The organism is Alteromonas sp. MmMcT2-2, assembly GCF_022348305.1.
Lineage (GTDB): Bacteria > Pseudomonadota > Gammaproteobacteria > Enterobacterales > Alteromonadaceae > Alteromonas > Alteromonas macleodii.
Genome location: NZ_JAKRFA010000004.1, coordinates 137,493 through 155,177, shown reverse-complemented (window position 1 = coordinate 155,177; position 17,685 = coordinate 137,493). Strand labels below are relative to the sequence as shown.

The 17,685-nt window shown below is 43.8% G+C and carries 18 protein-coding genes and 1 tRNA gene; 9 read left to right on the top strand and 10 right to left on the bottom strand.

What is annotated here, in order from left to right; all coding sequences use genetic code 11:
• The first annotated feature begins 182 nt into the window (after positions 1-182).
• The 5 genes from MHM99_RS04595 (at position 183) to dusC (ending at position 3,188) form a co-directional block, all read left to right on the top strand.
• A tRNA-Glu gene (locus tag MHM99_RS04595) sits at positions 183-258 on the top strand.
• A gap of 348 nt (positions 259-606) precedes the next feature.
• Positions 607-1,512 carry a M14 family metallocarboxypeptidase gene (locus MHM99_RS04590; protein ID WP_239218368.1) on the top strand — a complete coding sequence of 302 codons (906 nt, stop codon included), beginning with the start codon at positions 607-609 and terminating at the stop codon, positions 1,510-1,512.
• A 59-nt stretch (positions 1,513-1,571) separates the two neighbouring features.
• Positions 1,572-1,793, top strand: coding sequence for a hypothetical protein (locus MHM99_RS04585; protein WP_014948926.1), 222 nt, complete (start codon positions 1,572-1,574; stop codon positions 1,791-1,793).
• Complete coding sequence (locus MHM99_RS04580; protein WP_239218366.1) at positions 1,790-1,978, top strand: DUF1289 domain-containing protein; 189 nt, start codon at positions 1,790-1,792, stop codon at positions 1,976-1,978. The genes MHM99_RS04585 and MHM99_RS04580 overlap by 4 nt, the downstream gene beginning before the upstream one ends.
• Before the next feature lie 271 nt (positions 1,979-2,249).
• A complete protein-coding gene (gene dusC / locus MHM99_RS04575) occupies positions 2,250-3,188 on the top strand; it encodes a tRNA dihydrouridine(16) synthase DusC (RefSeq protein ID WP_239218364.1) in 939 nt (312 codons plus the stop codon).
• 29 nt (positions 3,189-3,217) lie between these two features.
• Here dusC and MHM99_RS04570 read toward each other — a convergent pair whose 3' ends face one another.
• The gene (locus MHM99_RS04570) at positions 3,218-4,192 is read right to left on the bottom strand and encodes a transposase (RefSeq protein ID WP_239218362.1); all 975 of its coding nucleotides are present in this window, start codon (positions 4,190-4,192) and stop codon (positions 3,218-3,220) included.
• Positions 4,193-4,707: 515 nt separating this feature from the next.
• Complete coding sequence (locus MHM99_RS04565; protein WP_239218360.1) at positions 4,708-5,364, bottom strand: arylesterase; 657 nt, start codon at positions 5,362-5,364, stop codon at positions 4,708-4,710.
• 16 nt (positions 5,365-5,380) lie between these two features.
• On the opposite strand from MHM99_RS04565, the gene MHM99_RS04560 reads away from it, so the two are divergent.
• Together MHM99_RS04560 and MHM99_RS04555 are read left to right on the top strand one after the other, a co-directional pair.
• On the top strand, positions 5,381-6,079 hold the full coding sequence (locus MHM99_RS04560) for an ABC transporter ATP-binding protein (RefSeq protein WP_039225748.1): 699 nt from the start codon (positions 5,381-5,383) through the stop codon (positions 6,077-6,079).
• Positions 6,080-8,602 (top strand): FtsX-like permease family protein, encoded by a 2,523-nt coding sequence (locus MHM99_RS04555; protein ID WP_239218358.1) that lies wholly within the window; start codon positions 6,080-6,082, stop codon positions 8,600-8,602.
• A 328-nt stretch (positions 8,603-8,930) separates the two neighbouring features.
• Here the strand turns inward: MHM99_RS04555 and MHM99_RS04550 are convergent, their stop codons facing one another.
• Complete coding sequence (locus MHM99_RS04550; protein WP_239218356.1) at positions 8,931-9,827, bottom strand: TIGR01777 family oxidoreductase; 897 nt, start codon at positions 9,825-9,827, stop codon at positions 8,931-8,933.
• A gap of 23 nt (positions 9,828-9,850) precedes the next feature.
• The gene (gene folX / locus MHM99_RS04545; RefSeq protein ID WP_012517852.1) at positions 9,851-10,219 is read right to left on the bottom strand and encodes a dihydroneopterin triphosphate 2'-epimerase; all 369 of its coding nucleotides are present in this window, start codon (positions 10,217-10,219) and stop codon (positions 9,851-9,853) included.
• Positions 10,220-10,292: 73 nt separating this feature from the next.
• On the opposite strand from folX, the gene MHM99_RS04540 reads away from it, so the two are divergent.
• A complete protein-coding gene (locus MHM99_RS04540; protein WP_049586845.1) occupies positions 10,293-11,333 on the top strand; it encodes an AI-2E family transporter in 1,041 nt (346 codons plus the stop codon).
• A 278-nt stretch (positions 11,334-11,611) separates the two neighbouring features.
• On the opposite strand, the gene MHM99_RS04535 is transcribed toward MHM99_RS04540, so the two are convergent.
• From MHM99_RS04535 to MHM99_RS04525, 3 genes are read right to left on the bottom strand one after another with little or no spacing between them, the layout of a single operon-like run.
• Entirely contained in the window at positions 11,612-12,943 is a 1,332-nt protein-coding gene (locus MHM99_RS04535; protein ID WP_049586843.1) for an ATP-binding protein, read from the bottom strand.
• Positions 12,940-13,614: a response regulator transcription factor gene (locus MHM99_RS04530; protein ID WP_014948936.1), complete on the bottom strand. Its 675-nt coding sequence runs from the start codon at positions 13,612-13,614 to the stop codon at positions 12,940-12,942. The genes MHM99_RS04535 and MHM99_RS04530 overlap by 4 nt, the downstream gene beginning before the upstream one ends.
• Before the next feature lies 1 nt (position 13,615).
• Positions 13,616-13,885, bottom strand: coding sequence for a PepSY domain-containing protein (locus MHM99_RS04525; RefSeq protein WP_014948937.1), 270 nt, complete (start codon positions 13,883-13,885; stop codon positions 13,616-13,618).
• A gap of 648 nt (positions 13,886-14,533) precedes the next feature.
• On the opposite strand from MHM99_RS04525, the gene MHM99_RS04520 reads away from it, so the two are divergent.
• Entirely contained in the window at positions 14,534-14,998 is a 465-nt protein-coding gene (locus MHM99_RS04520) for a pyridoxamine 5'-phosphate oxidase family protein (RefSeq protein WP_239218354.1), read from the top strand.
• Between the two features lie 388 nt (positions 14,999-15,386).
• Here the strand turns inward: MHM99_RS04520 and MHM99_RS04515 are convergent, their stop codons facing one another.
• Genes MHM99_RS04515 through trpB form a run of 3 tightly spaced genes read right to left on the bottom strand, consistent with a single transcriptional unit; the run spans position 15,387 to position 17,681 of the window.
• Positions 15,387-15,686 (bottom strand): YciI family protein, encoded by a 300-nt coding sequence (locus MHM99_RS04515; RefSeq protein WP_239218352.1) that lies wholly within the window; start codon positions 15,684-15,686, stop codon positions 15,387-15,389.
• Between the two features lie 4 nt (positions 15,687-15,690).
• Positions 15,691-16,500, bottom strand: coding sequence for a tryptophan synthase subunit alpha (trpA, locus tag MHM99_RS04510; protein WP_049586837.1), 810 nt, complete (start codon positions 16,498-16,500; stop codon positions 15,691-15,693).
• Positions 16,500-17,681, bottom strand: a complete 1,182-nt coding sequence (gene trpB / locus MHM99_RS04505) for a tryptophan synthase subunit beta (RefSeq protein WP_014976090.1) — start codon at positions 17,679-17,681, stop codon at positions 16,500-16,502. Before trpB ends, trpA begins: the two co-directional genes overlap by 1 nt.
• Positions 17,682-17,685: the final 4 nt, after the last annotated feature.

Here is a 17,685-nt window from a genome sequence, read left to right as displayed (position 1 = left end):
GGTTCGAATCCCCTAGGGGACGCCATTTTATCGCGTCACAGTCGATTAAAACTGTGAAATAGGCTGGAGTTGATTATTCAACTTCTGACTGAAAGTTTCAGTAAGGAAAGGTCGCTCAGTTCGCTAGCTCACTTCGCTTTACTGAAAATCTCGAAAGCGGTGCTTTCGAAAGAAGATTTTCAGTCCCCTTCGTCTAGAGGCCTAGGACACCGCCCTTTCACGGCGGTAACAGGGGTTCGAATCCCCTAGGGGACGCCATATCGAAAAAACCAGCCATTCGGCTGGTTTTTTTGTTTCTGGCTTAAAACTTTGTGGACAGACACTGCAATTAAATCTGTAAGCAAATAGATGCAAAGCCATTTTAAGAAAGCTTCAGTGGACAGACACTCTTCTTTCCCTCTTTAAACCATCTACCTAGACATACACCGATCATTTTCATCGGAATTTGCAATTCTTACAAAAGAGGCGTCAACACCTTCGCGCAAGTACTTTTCAGAGGTTCAATGCGTAAAGAACTCATGTCACAACCCTTTAAGAAACTTTTGTGTGATAGATACGTGAGCTTGTTGAACTGTTATGATCTAAAAAATACAAAAGAGGTGTTATATGCAGAATTATCCAATTGGAACTCCTGGTGAGCCGTGGGGCGAAGAAGAAAAAGCCCAATGGAAAGCACAGCAGACTGTGAAAAGAAGTTATCAGGAAGAAGTACTTAATAAACTCTTCAACATTATCCCTGAAGGCTTTGAGTTAAAGCAGTATGGCGCACTTCCTTATGATACAGCGCGTTACCCACTATATGCTGTAATTCCCAAGAGTTTTGACGCTGAAAAGACGTCTGCACTCGTTACAGGCGGTGTTCACGGCTACGAAACTAGTGGTGTGCAAGGAGCGCTTCAATTTATTGAAACAAAGTTGGCTCAGTACGCAGAGCAAGTAAATATAGTTGTGGTGCCATGTGTAAGTCCCTGGGGATACGAGTCGATAAATCGATGGAACCCAATGGCATTAGATCCGAATCGCTCGTTTTACAGTGATTCTCCTGCACCAGAGTCTGCTCAGCTTATGCAATTAGTATCTGATTTAGCGTTATCTCTTACGCTTCATATTGATTTGCATGAAACGACAGAAACGGACAATAGTGAGTTTAGACCAGCACTAGCTGCACGGGATGGGGTGAGCCATGATAACTGGAACATTCCAGATGGTTTCTATACGGTTGCTAATACTCCAAGCCCCCAAATAGAGTTTCAAAAAGCAGTTATTGAGGCTGTGAAAAAAGTAACGCATATCGCACCGGCCGATGAAAACGGAAAGATTATAGGTGCAGATGTGGTGAGTGAAGGTGTAATTTGCTATGACAAGAAGTCGTTGTACCTTTGTGGAGGTATGACAGATGCTAAGTACGTCACAACCACAGAAGTCTATCCCGATAGCGATAATGCGACACCCGAGAATTGCAATGATGCTCAGGTGGCCGCAATTTGCGCTGCACTCGATTATTTGAATTAGACGCTTGAACGTTTAGACGTCTAGATGTATATTTGAGCCTCTTTTTTAGGAGGCTCTTTGTGTTTACTTATTCTGCGGTTATTTACGACGGTAAAAAGCAAAATTTAGTGAGGTATGACTGTGGGACAGACACTGAGTTTTCCTCATATCTTGAATCGCGCTTTGGTTGTCATGTCTGTTTGTGGTCCAATAAAGAGCTATCAGAAACTACAATGGCAGCTATCGCAGCTTCGCGAGTACAGAGTAAAAAAGACGGTCTGGATAAAACAGAAGCTTTATGAACTTAATTTCCCCATGTGTAGCCTTGTGCAAACTAACTGAAGAAGACATTTGCATTGGGTGTAAACGTACGATTGAAGAAATCATTAATTGGCGGACATACACCGATAATCAAAAGAAGACCGTATTCACTCGCCTTGAAAATTTAGAAAAGGAAGCCGCTACCCAGTCACAGCCTCGTAAATAGGCTAAGTGCGGACTTCTATCAAAACTCTCTACGAACGGACAGACACACAAGCTTTTCTATTCGTATAAAATTAGAAGTCAGCATCACTCCCACATGAATTAAAGTGTCTAGCGGACAGACACTTACTAAATTTAAACAGCTGCAATTTAAAACCACCTTAAATAGACAGTCACAGAAGTTGAAAAACTAAGCATCAAAGCCTGGCTGATATAAGTGCTTTTTGCTAAACTCCCGCGCCGATTTTATGTTCTATTAAACTGAGATTTTTGCAATGAAAGTAATGCTTGCCCCTATGGAGGGCGTTGTCGACCACTTAATGAGAGATATGCTCACTCGCGTGGGTGGTTTCGATCAGTGCGTTACTGAATTTGTAAGAGTGGTCGATCAAAAATTACCAAGGAAAACGTTTTATAGACTTTGCCCTGAGCTTCGTAATGATGGCAAAACTCCGGCAGGTGTGCCTGTCCGAGTTCAATTATTAGGACAACATCCACAGTGGCTTGCAGAGAATGCACAAACAGCAATAGAGCTGGGCTCTCCTGGTGTTGACCTAAATTTTGGTTGCCCTGCCAAAACAGTTAATAAAAGTAAGGGCGGGGCGGTTTTGTTGAAAGAAACCCAAACCCTTTATGACATTGTGAAAGCTGTAAGGAATGCTGTTCCTGCAGAAATCCCAGTTTCAGCCAAAATCAGACTAGGTTTTGAAGACAAATCTTTAGCTATCGAGAATGCTATAGCTATCACTGAAGCGGGCGCTTCTGAGCTCGTTGTTCATGCGCGCACCAAAACGGAGGGGTATAAACCACCGGCTTATTGGGATTGGATAGCGAAGATAAAACAACACACCGATATTCCACTTGTCGCAAATGGTGAAATTTGGAACGCTGAAGACGCTCAGCGTTGTCAGAACCAATCAGAGTGTACTAACCTTATGATTGGACGAGGTGCATTGGCAATGCCTAATTTGGCGCTGAGTATTAAAGAGGGTGTAGCACCTATGCCATGGTCTGAACTGGCTGCTTTGCTGATTCAGTACTCTGGCTACGAAATTTTTGGTGATAAGGGCAAATATTACCCCAACCGAATTAAGCAATGGTGCGGCTATCTGAAAAGACAATACCCTGAAGCTGAAGTTCTGTTCAACGACATAAGGCGCCTAACGAAATCTCAGGACATTGTTGATGTGCTTGCACGCCAAGCCGATATTTAGCCAAGTACTTTTGCAATGGCGTTAGAGGTTCACGACAGATACCTTTGGGCATTTGCAACGTTTGGACGACATGCTCTTTGGCAGCATCTGGCGAAATTCTCCATCACCTCGGGACAACCGACAGGCCCAGTAAAAAGTGTTTCAAAATTACTAGTTACTAGCTGCCAGTTCTCTTTTGTCATTCCAAGCTTACTTAGCAAGCGGTTAGGAAGCTTTGGGACTTTACAGGTATCGTTATTACTCTCCGCATTCATCGTATCAGTGATAAGCTGCAAATAATCGGTAAATGCGAAAGGCAATGTCACGGTGTTCTTGTGGTGACTATCGCTAAAGGGCATCAAAAACTTAGGCATTTTGTTCGAGCGTTTAGCATTCAAGCGATATTGAATACTAGTATGGTGAGAGTTGCCTAGCGTCGTTGCTATTTTTGCTCGAATGGGATTTAAATCGACGTAAGCCATTACACTGGCCAGTGCTTTCTCATCGAGTATAGCTTGTGACTTGAACCTTCTTTCCCAGAAATAGCCTTTACATTCATCCTCTTTATTTGCTCTTCGAGCAATATATTCATTGAGCATACGCATAAACCAGCTGATGCTTTGAAGTCGCTCTCGATATATAACAGATAGTGATTTTAATTCTGCTAGCTCATCTAACGTTAAAGAATCAATATTTTCTAAATATCGCTGCACTACGGGCGGGCATTTATAAAACATCCTCCACCGAAGCAAGACCTCATCCATCGTCCAGCCTTCAGCTCTGCCTTTTGCTATATGCAATACCACATGAATGTGGTTGTGCATAACAGCGTAGGCGCATAAGTCGATGGCAAAAGCTTGAGAAAGCTTATGGAGCCTGTCTTGAATCCACTTTCTTCTATGCTCATAGTTTATGCCAGTGCGGGCATCGCGACCACAAAGGTAAGATTGCCTTACGCAGCGAGAAATGCAGTGGTAATAAGGTGTAACATCAGTATTTATTTGCTTGTAACGAGGTAGAGGCATATCCGTATCCCATAGTTATTTATTGACATTATGATATTTACGGCGTCAATTTTAAGTGGTCTTTGGGACAGTTTTAGCGACGGTTAATTCAAATGAGAGCTCATTAAGTTAAATCTCATTGTGAGTATCAGTCTAAGTTGGATAAATAGAACTGAAAATCGTGGACAGACACTCGAGCTTCACAACGGATAAAAATCTATCGTTGCGTCAAATAGACTAAAAGAAAAAAGGACAGACACTCTTATTTAGCGAGTGTCTGTCCCTAACAGTTTTCAATAAGAGGGAATTTAAACATATACATCAACTCTAGAACCCACACGCCCATCGTTAGTGCTTGAGGTCTGCTGTGTGCTCTGAGGCTGAGTCTCGCGACTTTCTTGCACATTACGGGGCTCAACCTGTTGCGTAGGTCGTTGTGGCGACTCTAAAACTGTGGAAACGGGTGACGAATTAACAAAAGAAACGTCCATAAACAAACCTCGCATTTGAAAAATCATTTAATAAGATTAGCACAATTATTGAGCGCCAAGAATTAAACTTCTTAAGTGTCTGTCCATAAAATTAGCGATAAAAGGCTGTGCCTCAGCATTGGGATGAATACCATCGTTTTGCATTAAGTCCTTATTTAGCGCTATTTCTTCAAGGAAAAAGGGGATTTTTTGAACGTCCTGAGCTTCCGCTACTTTATTGAAGTTTTGCGTAAACATCTGCGTGTAGCGCTTGCCATAATTAGAAGGAATTTGCATTTCTTGCAGAAACACGACGACATTACTCTCCTTTGCAACACTTACCAGCGAATCTAAATTATCCCTAATCTTACCGATATTATGGCCCTGAAGGCCGTCATTACCGCCCAGTTCAATCAATACATGGGTAGGGTTGTGTTGCTCTAATAAACGGGGAAATCGCGCTAAACCACCGTCAGTGGTCTCTCCGCTTACCGCAGCATTTACAATATCAATCGGAATGTTGTCGTCTTGCCACATCTTTTGTAACAAACTGACCCAACCCTCATGTTGCTGTAATCCATAAGCCGCGGATAAACTGTCACCTAAGATAAGTAAAACCGCATTTTCGCTTGTGTCGCTCTGCTCGGCTTGATCTGATAGCGCTTGAAAGGGTATTAAAAGAATAAGTAAAAAAGCGAACAAATAACGAAATTTAACAAACACGAATTGATGACCTCTTATGATAAAAGCTAATGCTGTAACCAAAGTAGTGGATACGAGTGAAGGTTCACTGCAGATCCTTCGTCCTATTTCTTTTGAAGTCAAGTCTGGTGAGTCCGTTGCCATTATTGGCGCATCAGGCTCGGGTAAGTCAACCCTTTTGGGCTTGTTGGCAGGGCTTGACCAAGTTACAGAAGGGGAAATTTTCTTAGATGGCGAAGCTCTTCACAGCATGAATGAAGAAGAGCGCGCGATTTTAAGAGGAAATAAAGTAGGCTTTATTTTTCAGAGCTTTATGTTAGTTCAAAGCTTAACTGCCTTAGAAAATGTGATGCTACCTGCAGAAATTGCAGGGCTTGATAACCCAAAGGCACTAGCTTTGGATATTCTAGAGCAAGTCGGATTGAAACATCGCGCACATCACTTCCCTAATCAGTTGTCGGGGGGCGAGCAACAGCGTGTTGCCATAGCGCGAGCATTTATTACCTCTCCCAAAATACTTTTCGCCGATGAGCCTACCGGCAACCTAGACGCCAAAAATAGTGAAAAAATCGAAGCGCTGTTGTTCGAGATGAATAGAGAAAAAGGCACAACTCTCGTACTCGTAACTCATGATAACGAGCTTGCGGAACATTGTGACAGGCAACTCACTATGAATGCTGGCGAATTAGTTGAAACAACTGGCGCGAACACAATGAATAAGAAAGAGGCGGTTTAGATGTCGACGTCTTTTAATTTAGCTTGGCGGCTTTTCAAGCATGAAGCTAGACGTGGTGAACTGACCATCATATTGCTGGCCATTGTGCTTTCTGTGGCAGCCGTATTGTCGTTGTCACTTTTTAGCGAGCGTTTACAGGGCGCACTAAAGGCTCGCTCTGCGGCTTTCATTGCAGCAGATGCGCAACTTCGTTCAGACGACCCTATAAACGAGGAGTGGTTAGCTAGAGCCCGAGAAGAGGGCCTTGCGACGGCAAAGCAGGTAGCAACACGTTCAATGGTATTTAAAGGCGACGAGATGTCGCTTGTTGATTTACGAGCCGTGAATGACGCTTATCCACTGAAAGGGACGGTCAATATTACTGACCAGCCTTTTGGAGAAAAACGCAATACTGCAGAGTTGCCACAATCTGGCGAAGCATGGGTACAGTCTCGGCTTTTTCAGAGCTTGGGGCTTTCTATTGGCGATAGCATCGATATTGGTGATGGCACTTTTACCGTTACCCATGTATTGGTAGATATTCCCGATGCTGGTTTTAGCGTGTTTAATACTGACCCTATTGCGCTAATTAACTTAAACGACTTGGAAAAAACTGCGATAACCGGGCCAGGGAGTCGCGCTCGTTATGTGGGCTTTTTTGCCGGTGATGCGGGTGATATAGAAAACTTCAATACTTGGTTATTGCCCCAATTAAATGACGACTTACACTCGTGGCGGACAGTCGAAGATGACGAGTCAGCGATAGGGCGCTCTGTCGCAAGTGCTGAGCGCTATTTTCTGTTAGCGAGTTTGTTAGCAATAGTACTAGCGGCCGTTTCCATTGCCGTTGCTGCTCAGCGTTATGCTCAACGTCACTTTGATCCCGTAGCAATAATGAAGACCTTGGGGGCAACAAGCAGCACTATCCGAAAAGTCTATTTATTCCAAATTTTATTCATTACTGGGCTTGGTATATTTATCGGCCTTGTTATTGGTTTTATCGGTCAGCAAGTGGTGGTTTCACTTGTAGCGGACAGAGTGGATGTATCTCTTGACGTGTGGCATTGGCGACCACTTTTAATTGCCGTTGCTACAGGCGCTACGTGTGCATTGCTCTTTTCCTTATATCCGCTTTTGCAGCTATTTTCAGTTCCCCCGCTTCGCGTATTAAGAAAGGACATATCAGCGAATTTACGTTCCAGAAGCATTCAGTTCGTGGCATCAGGTGGTGCGATATTTTTATTGATGTGGATGTATAGCCGCGATTTAAAAATTAGCGCTATTCTTTTCGTTTCCGGCGCTGCGTTGGTGCTCGGATTACTTGGTGCTACGTATATCTTAATTGCAGTAGGTCGCAAGCTGGGCAGTGGAAGAATGGGGGCGTGGCAGTTGGCATGGGCACGTATTAAGCGACGTGCAATGGACAACAGCGTGCAGCTTATTAGCTTTTCCGTCACCATTATGTTGCTTTTAGTGGTGCTGGTAATGCGCAACGATATGGTTTCGCAATGGCGCTCGCAACTGCCAGAAGGTACACCGAATTACTTCTTAATTAACATTACGCCGGATATTCAACCCGAGTTGGACAGACACTTCGCTGACAATGGCGTAAAAATTGAAGAGTTTTATCCTGTCATTCGAGGCCGATTTGTTTCGGTAAATGGAGAAGGGGTAAACACCGAGGTTTCTAAAGAAGATGAGCCGAATCGAGAAGGCCGAAGAGGTTTAGGCAGAGAAGCAAACCTAACGTGGAGCAACACGCTTCAAAAAGAAAACGAGGTCATTGATGGGAACTGGCATGGCGATGAGGATAAACAATACAGCGAAGGATGGTTCCCGGTGTCCGTTGAAGAAGGCGTTGCAGAAAGGTTGAACATTAAAATGGGCGATCGGCTTACTTTCAATGTGGGAAGCGAGATTGTCGAAACGAAAGTAACGAGTATTCGTACTGTGAATTGGCAGACTATGCAGCCTAACTTTTTCTTCGTTATTCACCCTGAGGCAATGGCGGCATTTAGTCCAACTTATATTACTAGTTTCTACCTTCCTACCGAGAGAAAGGCAGAGCTAACTAACTTACTTAAGCCGTTTGCATCAATAACTATGTTCGACGTTGATGCTCGAATTAATCAATTGCGAGAGATTGTGGATCAGGTGTCTGTTGCCGTTGAATTTATTTTGGTGCTCGTATTGTTAGCGGGCAGTCTGGTATTGATTGCACAAGTACAGGCGAGCATGGATGAACGCAGACAGGAAATAGCCATACTTCGAACACTCGGTGCAAAGGGTGCGTTGATAAGAAAAAGTGTTATTTTTGAGTTTGTTATTATTGGTGTAGTAGCAGGCTTTATGGCAGCAATGGCCAATGAGTTGAGCCTTTATTTACTTCAAACCTCTGTATTCCAAATGGAAGCAAGCTTACACCCAGAATACTGGGCAATAGCGCCAAGCGTTGGCGCTGTCGTTGTAGGCATATTAGGTGCGTTTGGATGCTGGCGTTTGCTTACACTTAATACCAGTCAGATGCTGCGGAATATGGTTTAGGTATTGTTGTGTTAGTTTAAAATGCGCTTTAATACAAAACGGACAGACACTCGGTTGAGTACCGTTTAGATTAAGGGCAGTGGACAGTCACTCAATTCAAATGAGTGTCTGTCCACTGTGCATTTCACAGCAAAGTTCGCTAATTACGAAAGAGTGGTTTTTGCGAAGAGTTTAAGAAGTACTCTGGTTTGAGAGTAAATAGAAGTTTTTGAGGTATGTGACTAAGCAAAGTGCCTTGCGATAATGTTGTGCAATAAATGTGGACAGTCACTTGCTTAGCAATTCAAGTGACTGTCCACGAGGGACATAACGAATTTCTGTAATTCAACTATGCGCGATATATTTCTCTTAGCGCCTCGTCGATAGAAGGGAATTCAAAACTGAAGCCGGCGGTAGTAAGCTTTTGAGGAATGACTCTTTGCCCCTCAAGTATCATGGTCGATGATTCGCCCATGGCTACTTTCATAACAAAGCCCGGGACATTGAACAGGCAAGGCCGGTTAAGTGATTTTGCGAGCGCTTTAGAGAACTCCTTGTTCGTGACAGGCTCCGGTGCCGTTAAATTAAATGCACCAGAACATGCACTATTCTCGAGCAAGAAGGAGATAGCACGCACCATATCTTGTAGGTGGATCCAGGCTAAATACTGAACTCCACTCCCAAGTGTACCTCCGGCCCCCAATTTAAACGGTAGTGCCATTTTCCCTAGTGCGCCACCTTTTTCGGTGAGAACTACACCAGTTCGAAGCGTTACGACACGTGTCTTAGCTTGATCTACACTTTGGGCGATGGCCTCCCATTTAGCACACAGTTCATGGGTGAACTCGTTATGGGGAGGAGTTTCTTCAGTTACAAGCTTGTCTCCTTGATTGCCGTAGTAACCAATCGCAGAGCCCGATAAGAAAACGGACGGAGGCGTATCACAGCTATTTATTTTTGAGACTAGCTCAGAAGTGATGTCCCAGCGACTATCGCAAATTATTTTCTTTTGAGTGTCTGTCCAGCGCTTATCGGCGATAGGCTCACCGGCTAAATTAATTACTGCGTCGAAACTTTCAAAATTTTCTATCGAAGAAACGTTCTCGACGATTTTGACGTTATCCCCCAATTTGCTCTTTGCTTTTTCAGCGTCGCGAGAAATCACCGTGAATTCATGTTCTCGAGAATATTGACGAATAAATTCGCTTCCTATCAGCCCTGTTCCACCGGTCAAAAGAATGTTCACAATTAGCTCCTCGAGGTATGACCCTATCCCGTCTTATTGCAAGATAGTGTCAGGGACACGGAATCAGAAAATCTGAGAGCATGTGGCTTATCGACCTCAACTTCAGCGTAGCGCACCGAAGAATGTTCTGCGGCAATGCTTAGCACATCGGCGGTAAGTTTTTCCAGAAGAGAGAAGCGGTTGTCTTCTACAAGCTTGATGATTGCCTTTGTAATCGTTTTATAGTTAAGCGCATCACTCATATCATCGGTGTTCGTCGCTTTTTCAGCGTCGTAATCAATTTTCACGTTAACAACAACGTCCTGCTTGTTTTTTATTTCATCTTCATTGATGCCAATGTAAGTGCGTAGTCTTAAGTTTTTAATTTTAATAGTGGCAAGATTAAAGTTCATTGAAGTCTCTTGTTTGTAGTTGTTTATAAGTCGTTGTAAAGTGTTGTCGTTTCAGTCAGGAATGTAGCACAAAATGTCAATGGAACTACGCTCGCCAACAGCAAAAATTCTAATCGTTCTAGCATGTTTAGTAGTGGTAATGGCTGGTATTAAAGCCGCCAGTACGATCATGGTACCGTTTTTTCTCTCTATTTTTATAGCGATCGCGTGTAGCCCAATAATACGTTGGACTTCGAAATTTGGCGTGCCTAAATGGCTCTCTATAACTTTTGTTATACTGCTTATCGTTGTTTTTGGTTTTCTTTTAGCTGGCTTAGTTGGCCAGTCTATGACCGAGTTTCGAGAAAATTTGCCAGAATACAGAAGTAAGCTTGATACAGAGTTTGCCTGGGTTGTGTCCAAATTGGCTGAATTTAATATTCACATCAATAGAGAGTTAATCGCTTCGCACCTTGATCCAGCAACGGCTATGTCTGTAGCAACAAATTTCATCAGCGGAATGGGCGGCGTACTTTCAAACCTCTTTCTTATTCTTCTTACTGTCATTTTCATGCTTTTTGAAGCAGACAGTATTCCCCGCCGGTTGCATATTGCCCTTGCTGATCCTGGAATGAAACTAAAGCATATCGACAGATTTATTCGTTCTGTGAACAGTTACTTAGCGATAAAAACTGTGGTTAGTTTAGGGACCGGTTTGATTATTGGGGTTTGGCTGTATGTGATGGGGGTAGATCATTTCATGCTTTGGGCTGTGTTGGCTTTCATGCTCAACTTTATTCCTAACATTGGCTCAATTATCGCTGCTGTGCCCGCAGTATTGATAGCCTTTGTTCAACTTGGCCCTGCCTCAGCAGGTTTCGCAGCGCTTGGCTTTGTGCTTGTTAATACCATCATGGGAAATATGGTGGAACCCAGATTGATGGGTAAAGGCATGGGGCTTTCTACACTTGTGGTATTCCTTTCGCTAATATTTTGGGGGTGGCTGTTAGGCACCGTTGGAATGTTGCTATCAGTTCCGTTAACCATGGTGGTAAAGATAGCTCTAGAGTCTCGCGAGGAGAGCAAGTGGCTTGCGGTGCTGTTATCGAGTGAAGGTGAGAAGTCTGTGTCGTAACTTAGTGGAAGTAGAAAGTGGACAGACACTTGTTTGTGAAAGTCGATAGTGGACAGACACTCAATCGATTTAAAAAAATCTCTTATTGGCCTCTAGCTAAACAGTCAATTGAGAATGTGTCAGTCCCCCAAACTTTTGTGTAAGATTAAGTGTCTGTCCACTTTCCATACGCCCCAACTTTTGTAGGAACTCAAGTGTCTGTCCACTTTCATACTAGAGCAATTGAAAGCTCGAGGATTTAACGGTCATGCACAAACTTCGTTGTACTTTTTAAAGCACTATTCGTGATTGGGAAATTGAATAACGATACGAGCACCGCCAAGCGAACTGTCCTCGATGAGCATTCTACCTTCGTAGATTGAAACCAAATCGGCCGCCAACGCCATGCCTATTCCGTGGCCCTCGGTATAGGTATCAAGTCGAGTTCCTCGCTCTAACAAAAGCACCTTTTTGTCGTCAGGAATACCAGGGCCGTCGTCTTCTACTTTAATTGTTAGCCCACCATCACTTTTCGTCACTGATACGATAATTCTATTGTTCGCTGCCTTGCATGCATTGTCTAAAAGGTTGCCACAAAGTTCCATGAAGTCGGTCTCGTCCCCTTTAAACTGAGTGTCCTCATCCATTTCTAACTCAATGGTAAGGGCTTTATCTTGGTAGACCTTATCCATCGCATCGGCAAGCTTGTGCAAAACGGGTAATATATCGATAGCGTGTTGCCAGCCAGATTTTCCAGCACTCGCTCTTTTCAGCTGGCGTTTAATGATTCGGTCAATTTGCTGTAATGCTTCGTTTACCTCAGTAGGTAAATCGCTAGTGCCCGATGCTACTGCCAAAGGCGTTTTTAAGCTATGTGCTAAGTCTCCTAAACTGTTTTTATATCTCGCCCTTTGGGCGGCCTCAGTTTGAAGCAAACCATTAATGGATTGCTTTAAGGAATCGAATTCAACGGGATAGCGTGATTCTAACTGGCGTTTATGTCCACTTGAGGCTTGTGAAATTTCGTCAATTAACTTTCTAACAGGAAGAAGTACTAGGCTAATCCCGATAATAATAAAAATTAGGAGCGCTATACAGAGCGTGAAAATCCACTGCCACGTCGTGTCTAAGAACGTATTCCGCTCTGCTTCAAAAAGTGCTTTATTGTTAAATATATAAAACCGAACAGGCTCGAAGTCTCTACTTGAAGCAAATTCCGCAGTAAAGGCGTATACAAAAAACTCGGAATCTTCTTCAAACTTAGGTGTATGAGAATCCAAAAATAACTCGTTACCGACTGCAACGTCTATCTCAGGTGGTGCAAAGGTATATTCAAGAGCTGAGGCTGACTGCCAAATTACTTCGTCTCGAAACACAATCACGCCAAGATAACCTGATCCCGGAAGGTTTAACTGCTCTTCGTATAAAATTTCAGGCATATAGGGCAGGTCGCCATCTAACTCGAAAGCCGATAACAGACCTAAGTTCATCAACCTAAGCTCACTCATCTTGGCTTGCGTAAGGCTATCAGTATATGCCTCGTCTAAAATGACAACAGTAAACGGCGCAAATAACGCTAGAAGAACAATCGCTAGAAAGATACTCCGAAGACGTAGCGACAATTGCCTCATAAACTTCTATTTATCCTATAGCCTCTACCTCGAAGGGTTTCGATTGGCTTTAACTCACCGGTCGGGTCCAGCTTTTTCCGCAGTCTTCCAACGAAAACCTCTATGACATTACTATCTAAATCGAAATCTTGGTCATAAATGTGCTCGGTTAGCTCTGTTTTTGAGATGACCTTTTGCGGGTTAAGCATAAGGTACTCCATGACTTTGTATTCGTAAGCTGTTAGATCCAGAGCTTGACCGTTTAACGATAGTTCTTCACTAACGGTATCCAGTGAGATAGGGCCGAACTGAATGGTTGGGTTCGCTTGTCCTGAAGCTCGTCGAATTAGTGCTTTTGTTCGAGCAAGTAACTCTTCGTTATGAAAGGGTTTGGTGAGGTAGTCATCGGCTCCGGCATCAAGGCCTTCCACTTTCTCTTGCCACCTATCTCTAGCAGTTAAAATGAGTATAGGGCAGGAAATATCAGCTTGACGGGCTTTTCGTATAACCTCAAATCCGTCTAGCTTTGGCATGCCGATGTCGACGATAGCCAGGTCATAGCTATATTCTTTAATGAGAAAAAGCGCGTGCTCACCATTATCTGCGAGGTCTACGCTATAGCCATTTTGCTGAAGGAGCGCATCAAGCTGGGTTAATAATCTGCTATCGTCTTCGGCTACGAGGATACGCATGTTAGTCCTTATCTTTATTTGTTTTTACCTTGCCTGAGCGTTTGTCTACATCTACTGATACTACTCGCCCTGACTTTTTAAGTACTTTTACCCGGTAGTTTTTTGAGGTCTGTTCAACTTTTAAGACGCGTCCATTTACAGCAACGCGAGCACGCTCAGCAGCTTCGCTTTTTGATATATCGCCGCCAGAGTCTTGAAACGCCAAAGCTGGCGCTGTGTTAGACAAAGCTAACACTAAACAAACTACTGCAACACGAAGCGATAATTTCATACAACCTCACAATTATTATCCCACTCAGGCCAAACTACAGATAAGTATAACTTGGTTAACTGAACCGATTCTGAACTGGGTTTAGTCTACCTTGCGGAGCAAAAGCTGTATATAAGCCTTAAGTAAATGGCATTTACGAAAGAGCAAATATTGTGAATGAGCAATTATTGTGGACAGACACTTAGTTGCTAAGAGGCCGGAAGTCAAAATGAGAGTGTCTGTCCACAAGTCTATTTCTAAGCTTCAAAGTGACGCATATATTTAAGTGCTCTCGTTAGTAAGTCATATTGAGTAATCTTTACTCCTACTTTGAAAAAGTGTCTGTCCACTTTGTTGATTGTTATTAAGGGGGACCAATGTTTATTGTGCAAACGAATGACTGTCCACGGTTTTTGTAAATTAGTTCACAACGCTCATATGGATGTATGAGTGTGTGTCCAAAGCTGTACCTAACTAGTGTGTAGTGAAGAGCTTACGTTTCTCAATAACTCTTTTGGCAGCTGAGCGGGATGATATTGACTTTTTTGGCATGCCACGTGCGAGGCATAAGCTTCATATGAATCAATAAAATTAAAATAAGGCGTTTAGTTCAACTGCTCAATTCAATAGTAACGTCGGACAGACACTTATTTTCAACAAGGAGGAGCTATGTCTAGCGATATTAAGAAAACAATGTGGAAAGCAATGTCAGATAGTCCAAAAGTAATGGTAAGTCTGGTAGGCGAGGATATGCATGCCGAGCCTATGTACGCCCAACTTGATAAAGACGCTGATAGCGAGTTTTGGTTTTACACTAGTCGAGACAACCGCATTGCTAAAGGTGGAAAAGCCATGGTTCATTTTGCATCCAAAGGTCATGATGTATTTGCTTGTATCCGAGGCAATCTCACTGTTGAATCACGTAAAGAGGTGATTGATAAATACTGGTCTAATCCAGTAGAAGCATGGTTCGAGAAAGGTAGAGATGATCCTTCTTTATTAATGCTTCGCTTCGAACTTATAGATGCAGAAGTGTGGGATGCAGACCCTTCACTCAAAGGCATGTTTAAAGTGCTTACTGGTAAAACCGTAAAGCCAGAAGAGATGGGTGAACACGAAAAGGTCGATCTTTAAACGCAGTATTATGGGCCAATTTTATGACGAAGCTTCGAGGCGCTGGGACACATACTTAGAGGAGCGAGTGTCTGTCCACAAGGGATTGTTTATTACGATTGTTGGCTGATTATTAAGTGACTGTCCATTATCAACAGTATGAAGCTTGGCAAATAATTACGAGTGTGTGTCCTCATTAGTTTAGTAAATGAGTGACTGTCCACACTAGTTGACGAGTGTGTGTCCTCGTTAGTCTAGCAAGTGAGTGTCTGTCCACACTAGTTCGATAAATAAGTGTTAGCTTCATTATTGTTGAAGCAACAAAAAAGCCCCTTAAAACCGGAACTTTTCGGTCTCAAGGGGCTTTCGCTATTTAACATTAATTACGATATAACGCTTAGCTCAAAATCTAAGGCAAAACCTTTTTGTAAGGTTTAACTACAACACTTTCATAAACACCAGCTTCGATGTACGGGTCGGCGTCTGCCCATACTTGAGCAGCTTCTAGCGAATCAAACTCTGCTACCACTAGAGAGCCGGTAAAGCCGGCTGGGCCAGGATCTGGGCTATCAACAGCAGGGAAAGGGCCTGCCATGACTAAACGGCCCGCATCTTTTAATGCATTCAAACGTTCAAGGTGAGCAGGGCGCGCCGCTAGGCGTTTTTCTAAACTGTCCGCCACATCGGTTGCACAAATCATATATAGCATACGCTTATCCTTTTGCCGTAGCTGCTTTCATGCTTTCAACAAAGCTGCCGAGCTCGCTTAGCATTTTGTGACTGTCCGATAAATTGGCAGCGATAATATTCACTGTCGCCGAGCCTGAAATTGCGCCAGCGGCACCTGCGTCAATAGCAGATTTAACCTGTTCCGGTGTAGAAATACCAAAACCTAACAATGCTGGTGCTGCTTTGTGCTTATTCAAGCGCTCAATAAGCTCTGAAGCAGGCACGTTTGCGGCAGTTTCTGCGCCAGTAACGCCCGCACGACCCAGTAAATACGTGTACCCTTTCGAGTATTCCCCGATTTTTTCCATGGTTTCGTCAGTAGCATTAGGTGGTGCAATCAGAATTTGTGAAATGCCAGTGGCTTCGGCTGCTTTTTGAAAAGGTGCCGCTTCGCGAATAGGAACGTCAGCGACCAAGATTGAGTCAACGCCTGCCTCTTGCGCTTTATTGTAAAAATTTTCGATGCCTTGGGCCATTACTAAGTTGCTGTACAGTAGCAAGCCGATAGGCACATTAGGATATTTTGCGCGAACACGTGAAATAACACCCAAGCAATCTGCTACCGTCACCTTATTATTTAACGCGCGAATGGCTGAAGCTTGTATTGTGGGGCCATCAGCAATGGGGTCAGAGTAAGGTATACCTAACTCAAGTGCGTCAGCACCGCTTTCTACTAGCTGGCAAATAATGGCTTCAGATTGCGCTAAATCGGGGTCACCTACCATTACAAAAGGTACGAAAGCGCCTTGGTTCTTTTCATCAAGGCCGGCAAACATCTGTGCATATCTATCCATTATAAATCGTCCCCTAAAATGTTGATAACGTGCGCTAAATCTTTGTCGCCACGACCTGATAAGTTAACTACGATGATGGTTTCTTCTTCCGCTTCATCTGCCATATTAAGCGCGTGCGCTAAGGCATGCGACGATTCAAGGGCAGGAATAATACCTTCTTTTCTTGCAAGCAATTGGAATGCGTTCAGCGCTTCTTCGTCGGTGGCGGCCACGTATTCCGCTCGGCCAATGTCGTGAAGATAAGCATGCTGAGGGCCAACAGCAGGGTAGTCCAGACCAGCAGATACTGAGTAGCTCTCTTCAATCTGGCCTTCTTTGTCTTGCATAATGAAGGTGTATGCGCCGTGAAGAATACCTTTTGTACCCGTCACGATAGTTGCGCCGTGCTCTTTGGTGTGCACACCTTTACCCGCAGGCTCAACGCCAACTAGGCGTACAGATGGCTCATCAATAAAGTCTGCAAACATACCGATAGCATTTGAGCCTCCGCCCACACATGCCACTACTGCGTCAGGTAAGCGACCTTCTTTTTCCATAATTTGTGCGCGAGTCTCTTCGCCAATCATGCGGTGATATTCACGAACAATAGTCGGGAACGGGTGAGGGCCCGCGGCTGTGCCTAACAAATAGTGCGCTTTATCATAGTTTGCTGACCAGTCGCGCATGGCTTCGTTTACGGCATCTTTGAGCGTACCTGAGCCTGCGTTTACAGGAATAACCTCTGCGCCCATCAGCTTCATACGGAACACGTTTGGCGCTTGGCGTTCAACGTCTTTCGCACCCATATAAATACGCGCTTTAAGCCCCAACAACGCACATGCTAACGCGGTTGCAACACCGTGCTGACCCGCGCCAGTTTCGGCGATAACTTCTTTTTTACCCATGCGCTTAGTAAGTAGCGCTTGGCCCAACACCTGGTTAGTTTTGTGTGCGCCACCGTGAAGCAAGTCTTCACGCTTTAGGTATAATTTTACCTTCGGGTTACTTACTAGATTGCGAGTTAACGTCATTGATGTGGGGCGACCGGCATAATCTTTTAACAGAGATAAAAACTCTTCGTTAAATGTTGGGTCGTCCTTGGCATCCAAGAATGCTTTTTCCAGTTGGTCTAGTGCTGGAATAAGTAGCTCGGGCACGTACATGCCACCAAATTCACCAAATTTTGTATCTAACTGGTTCATTACG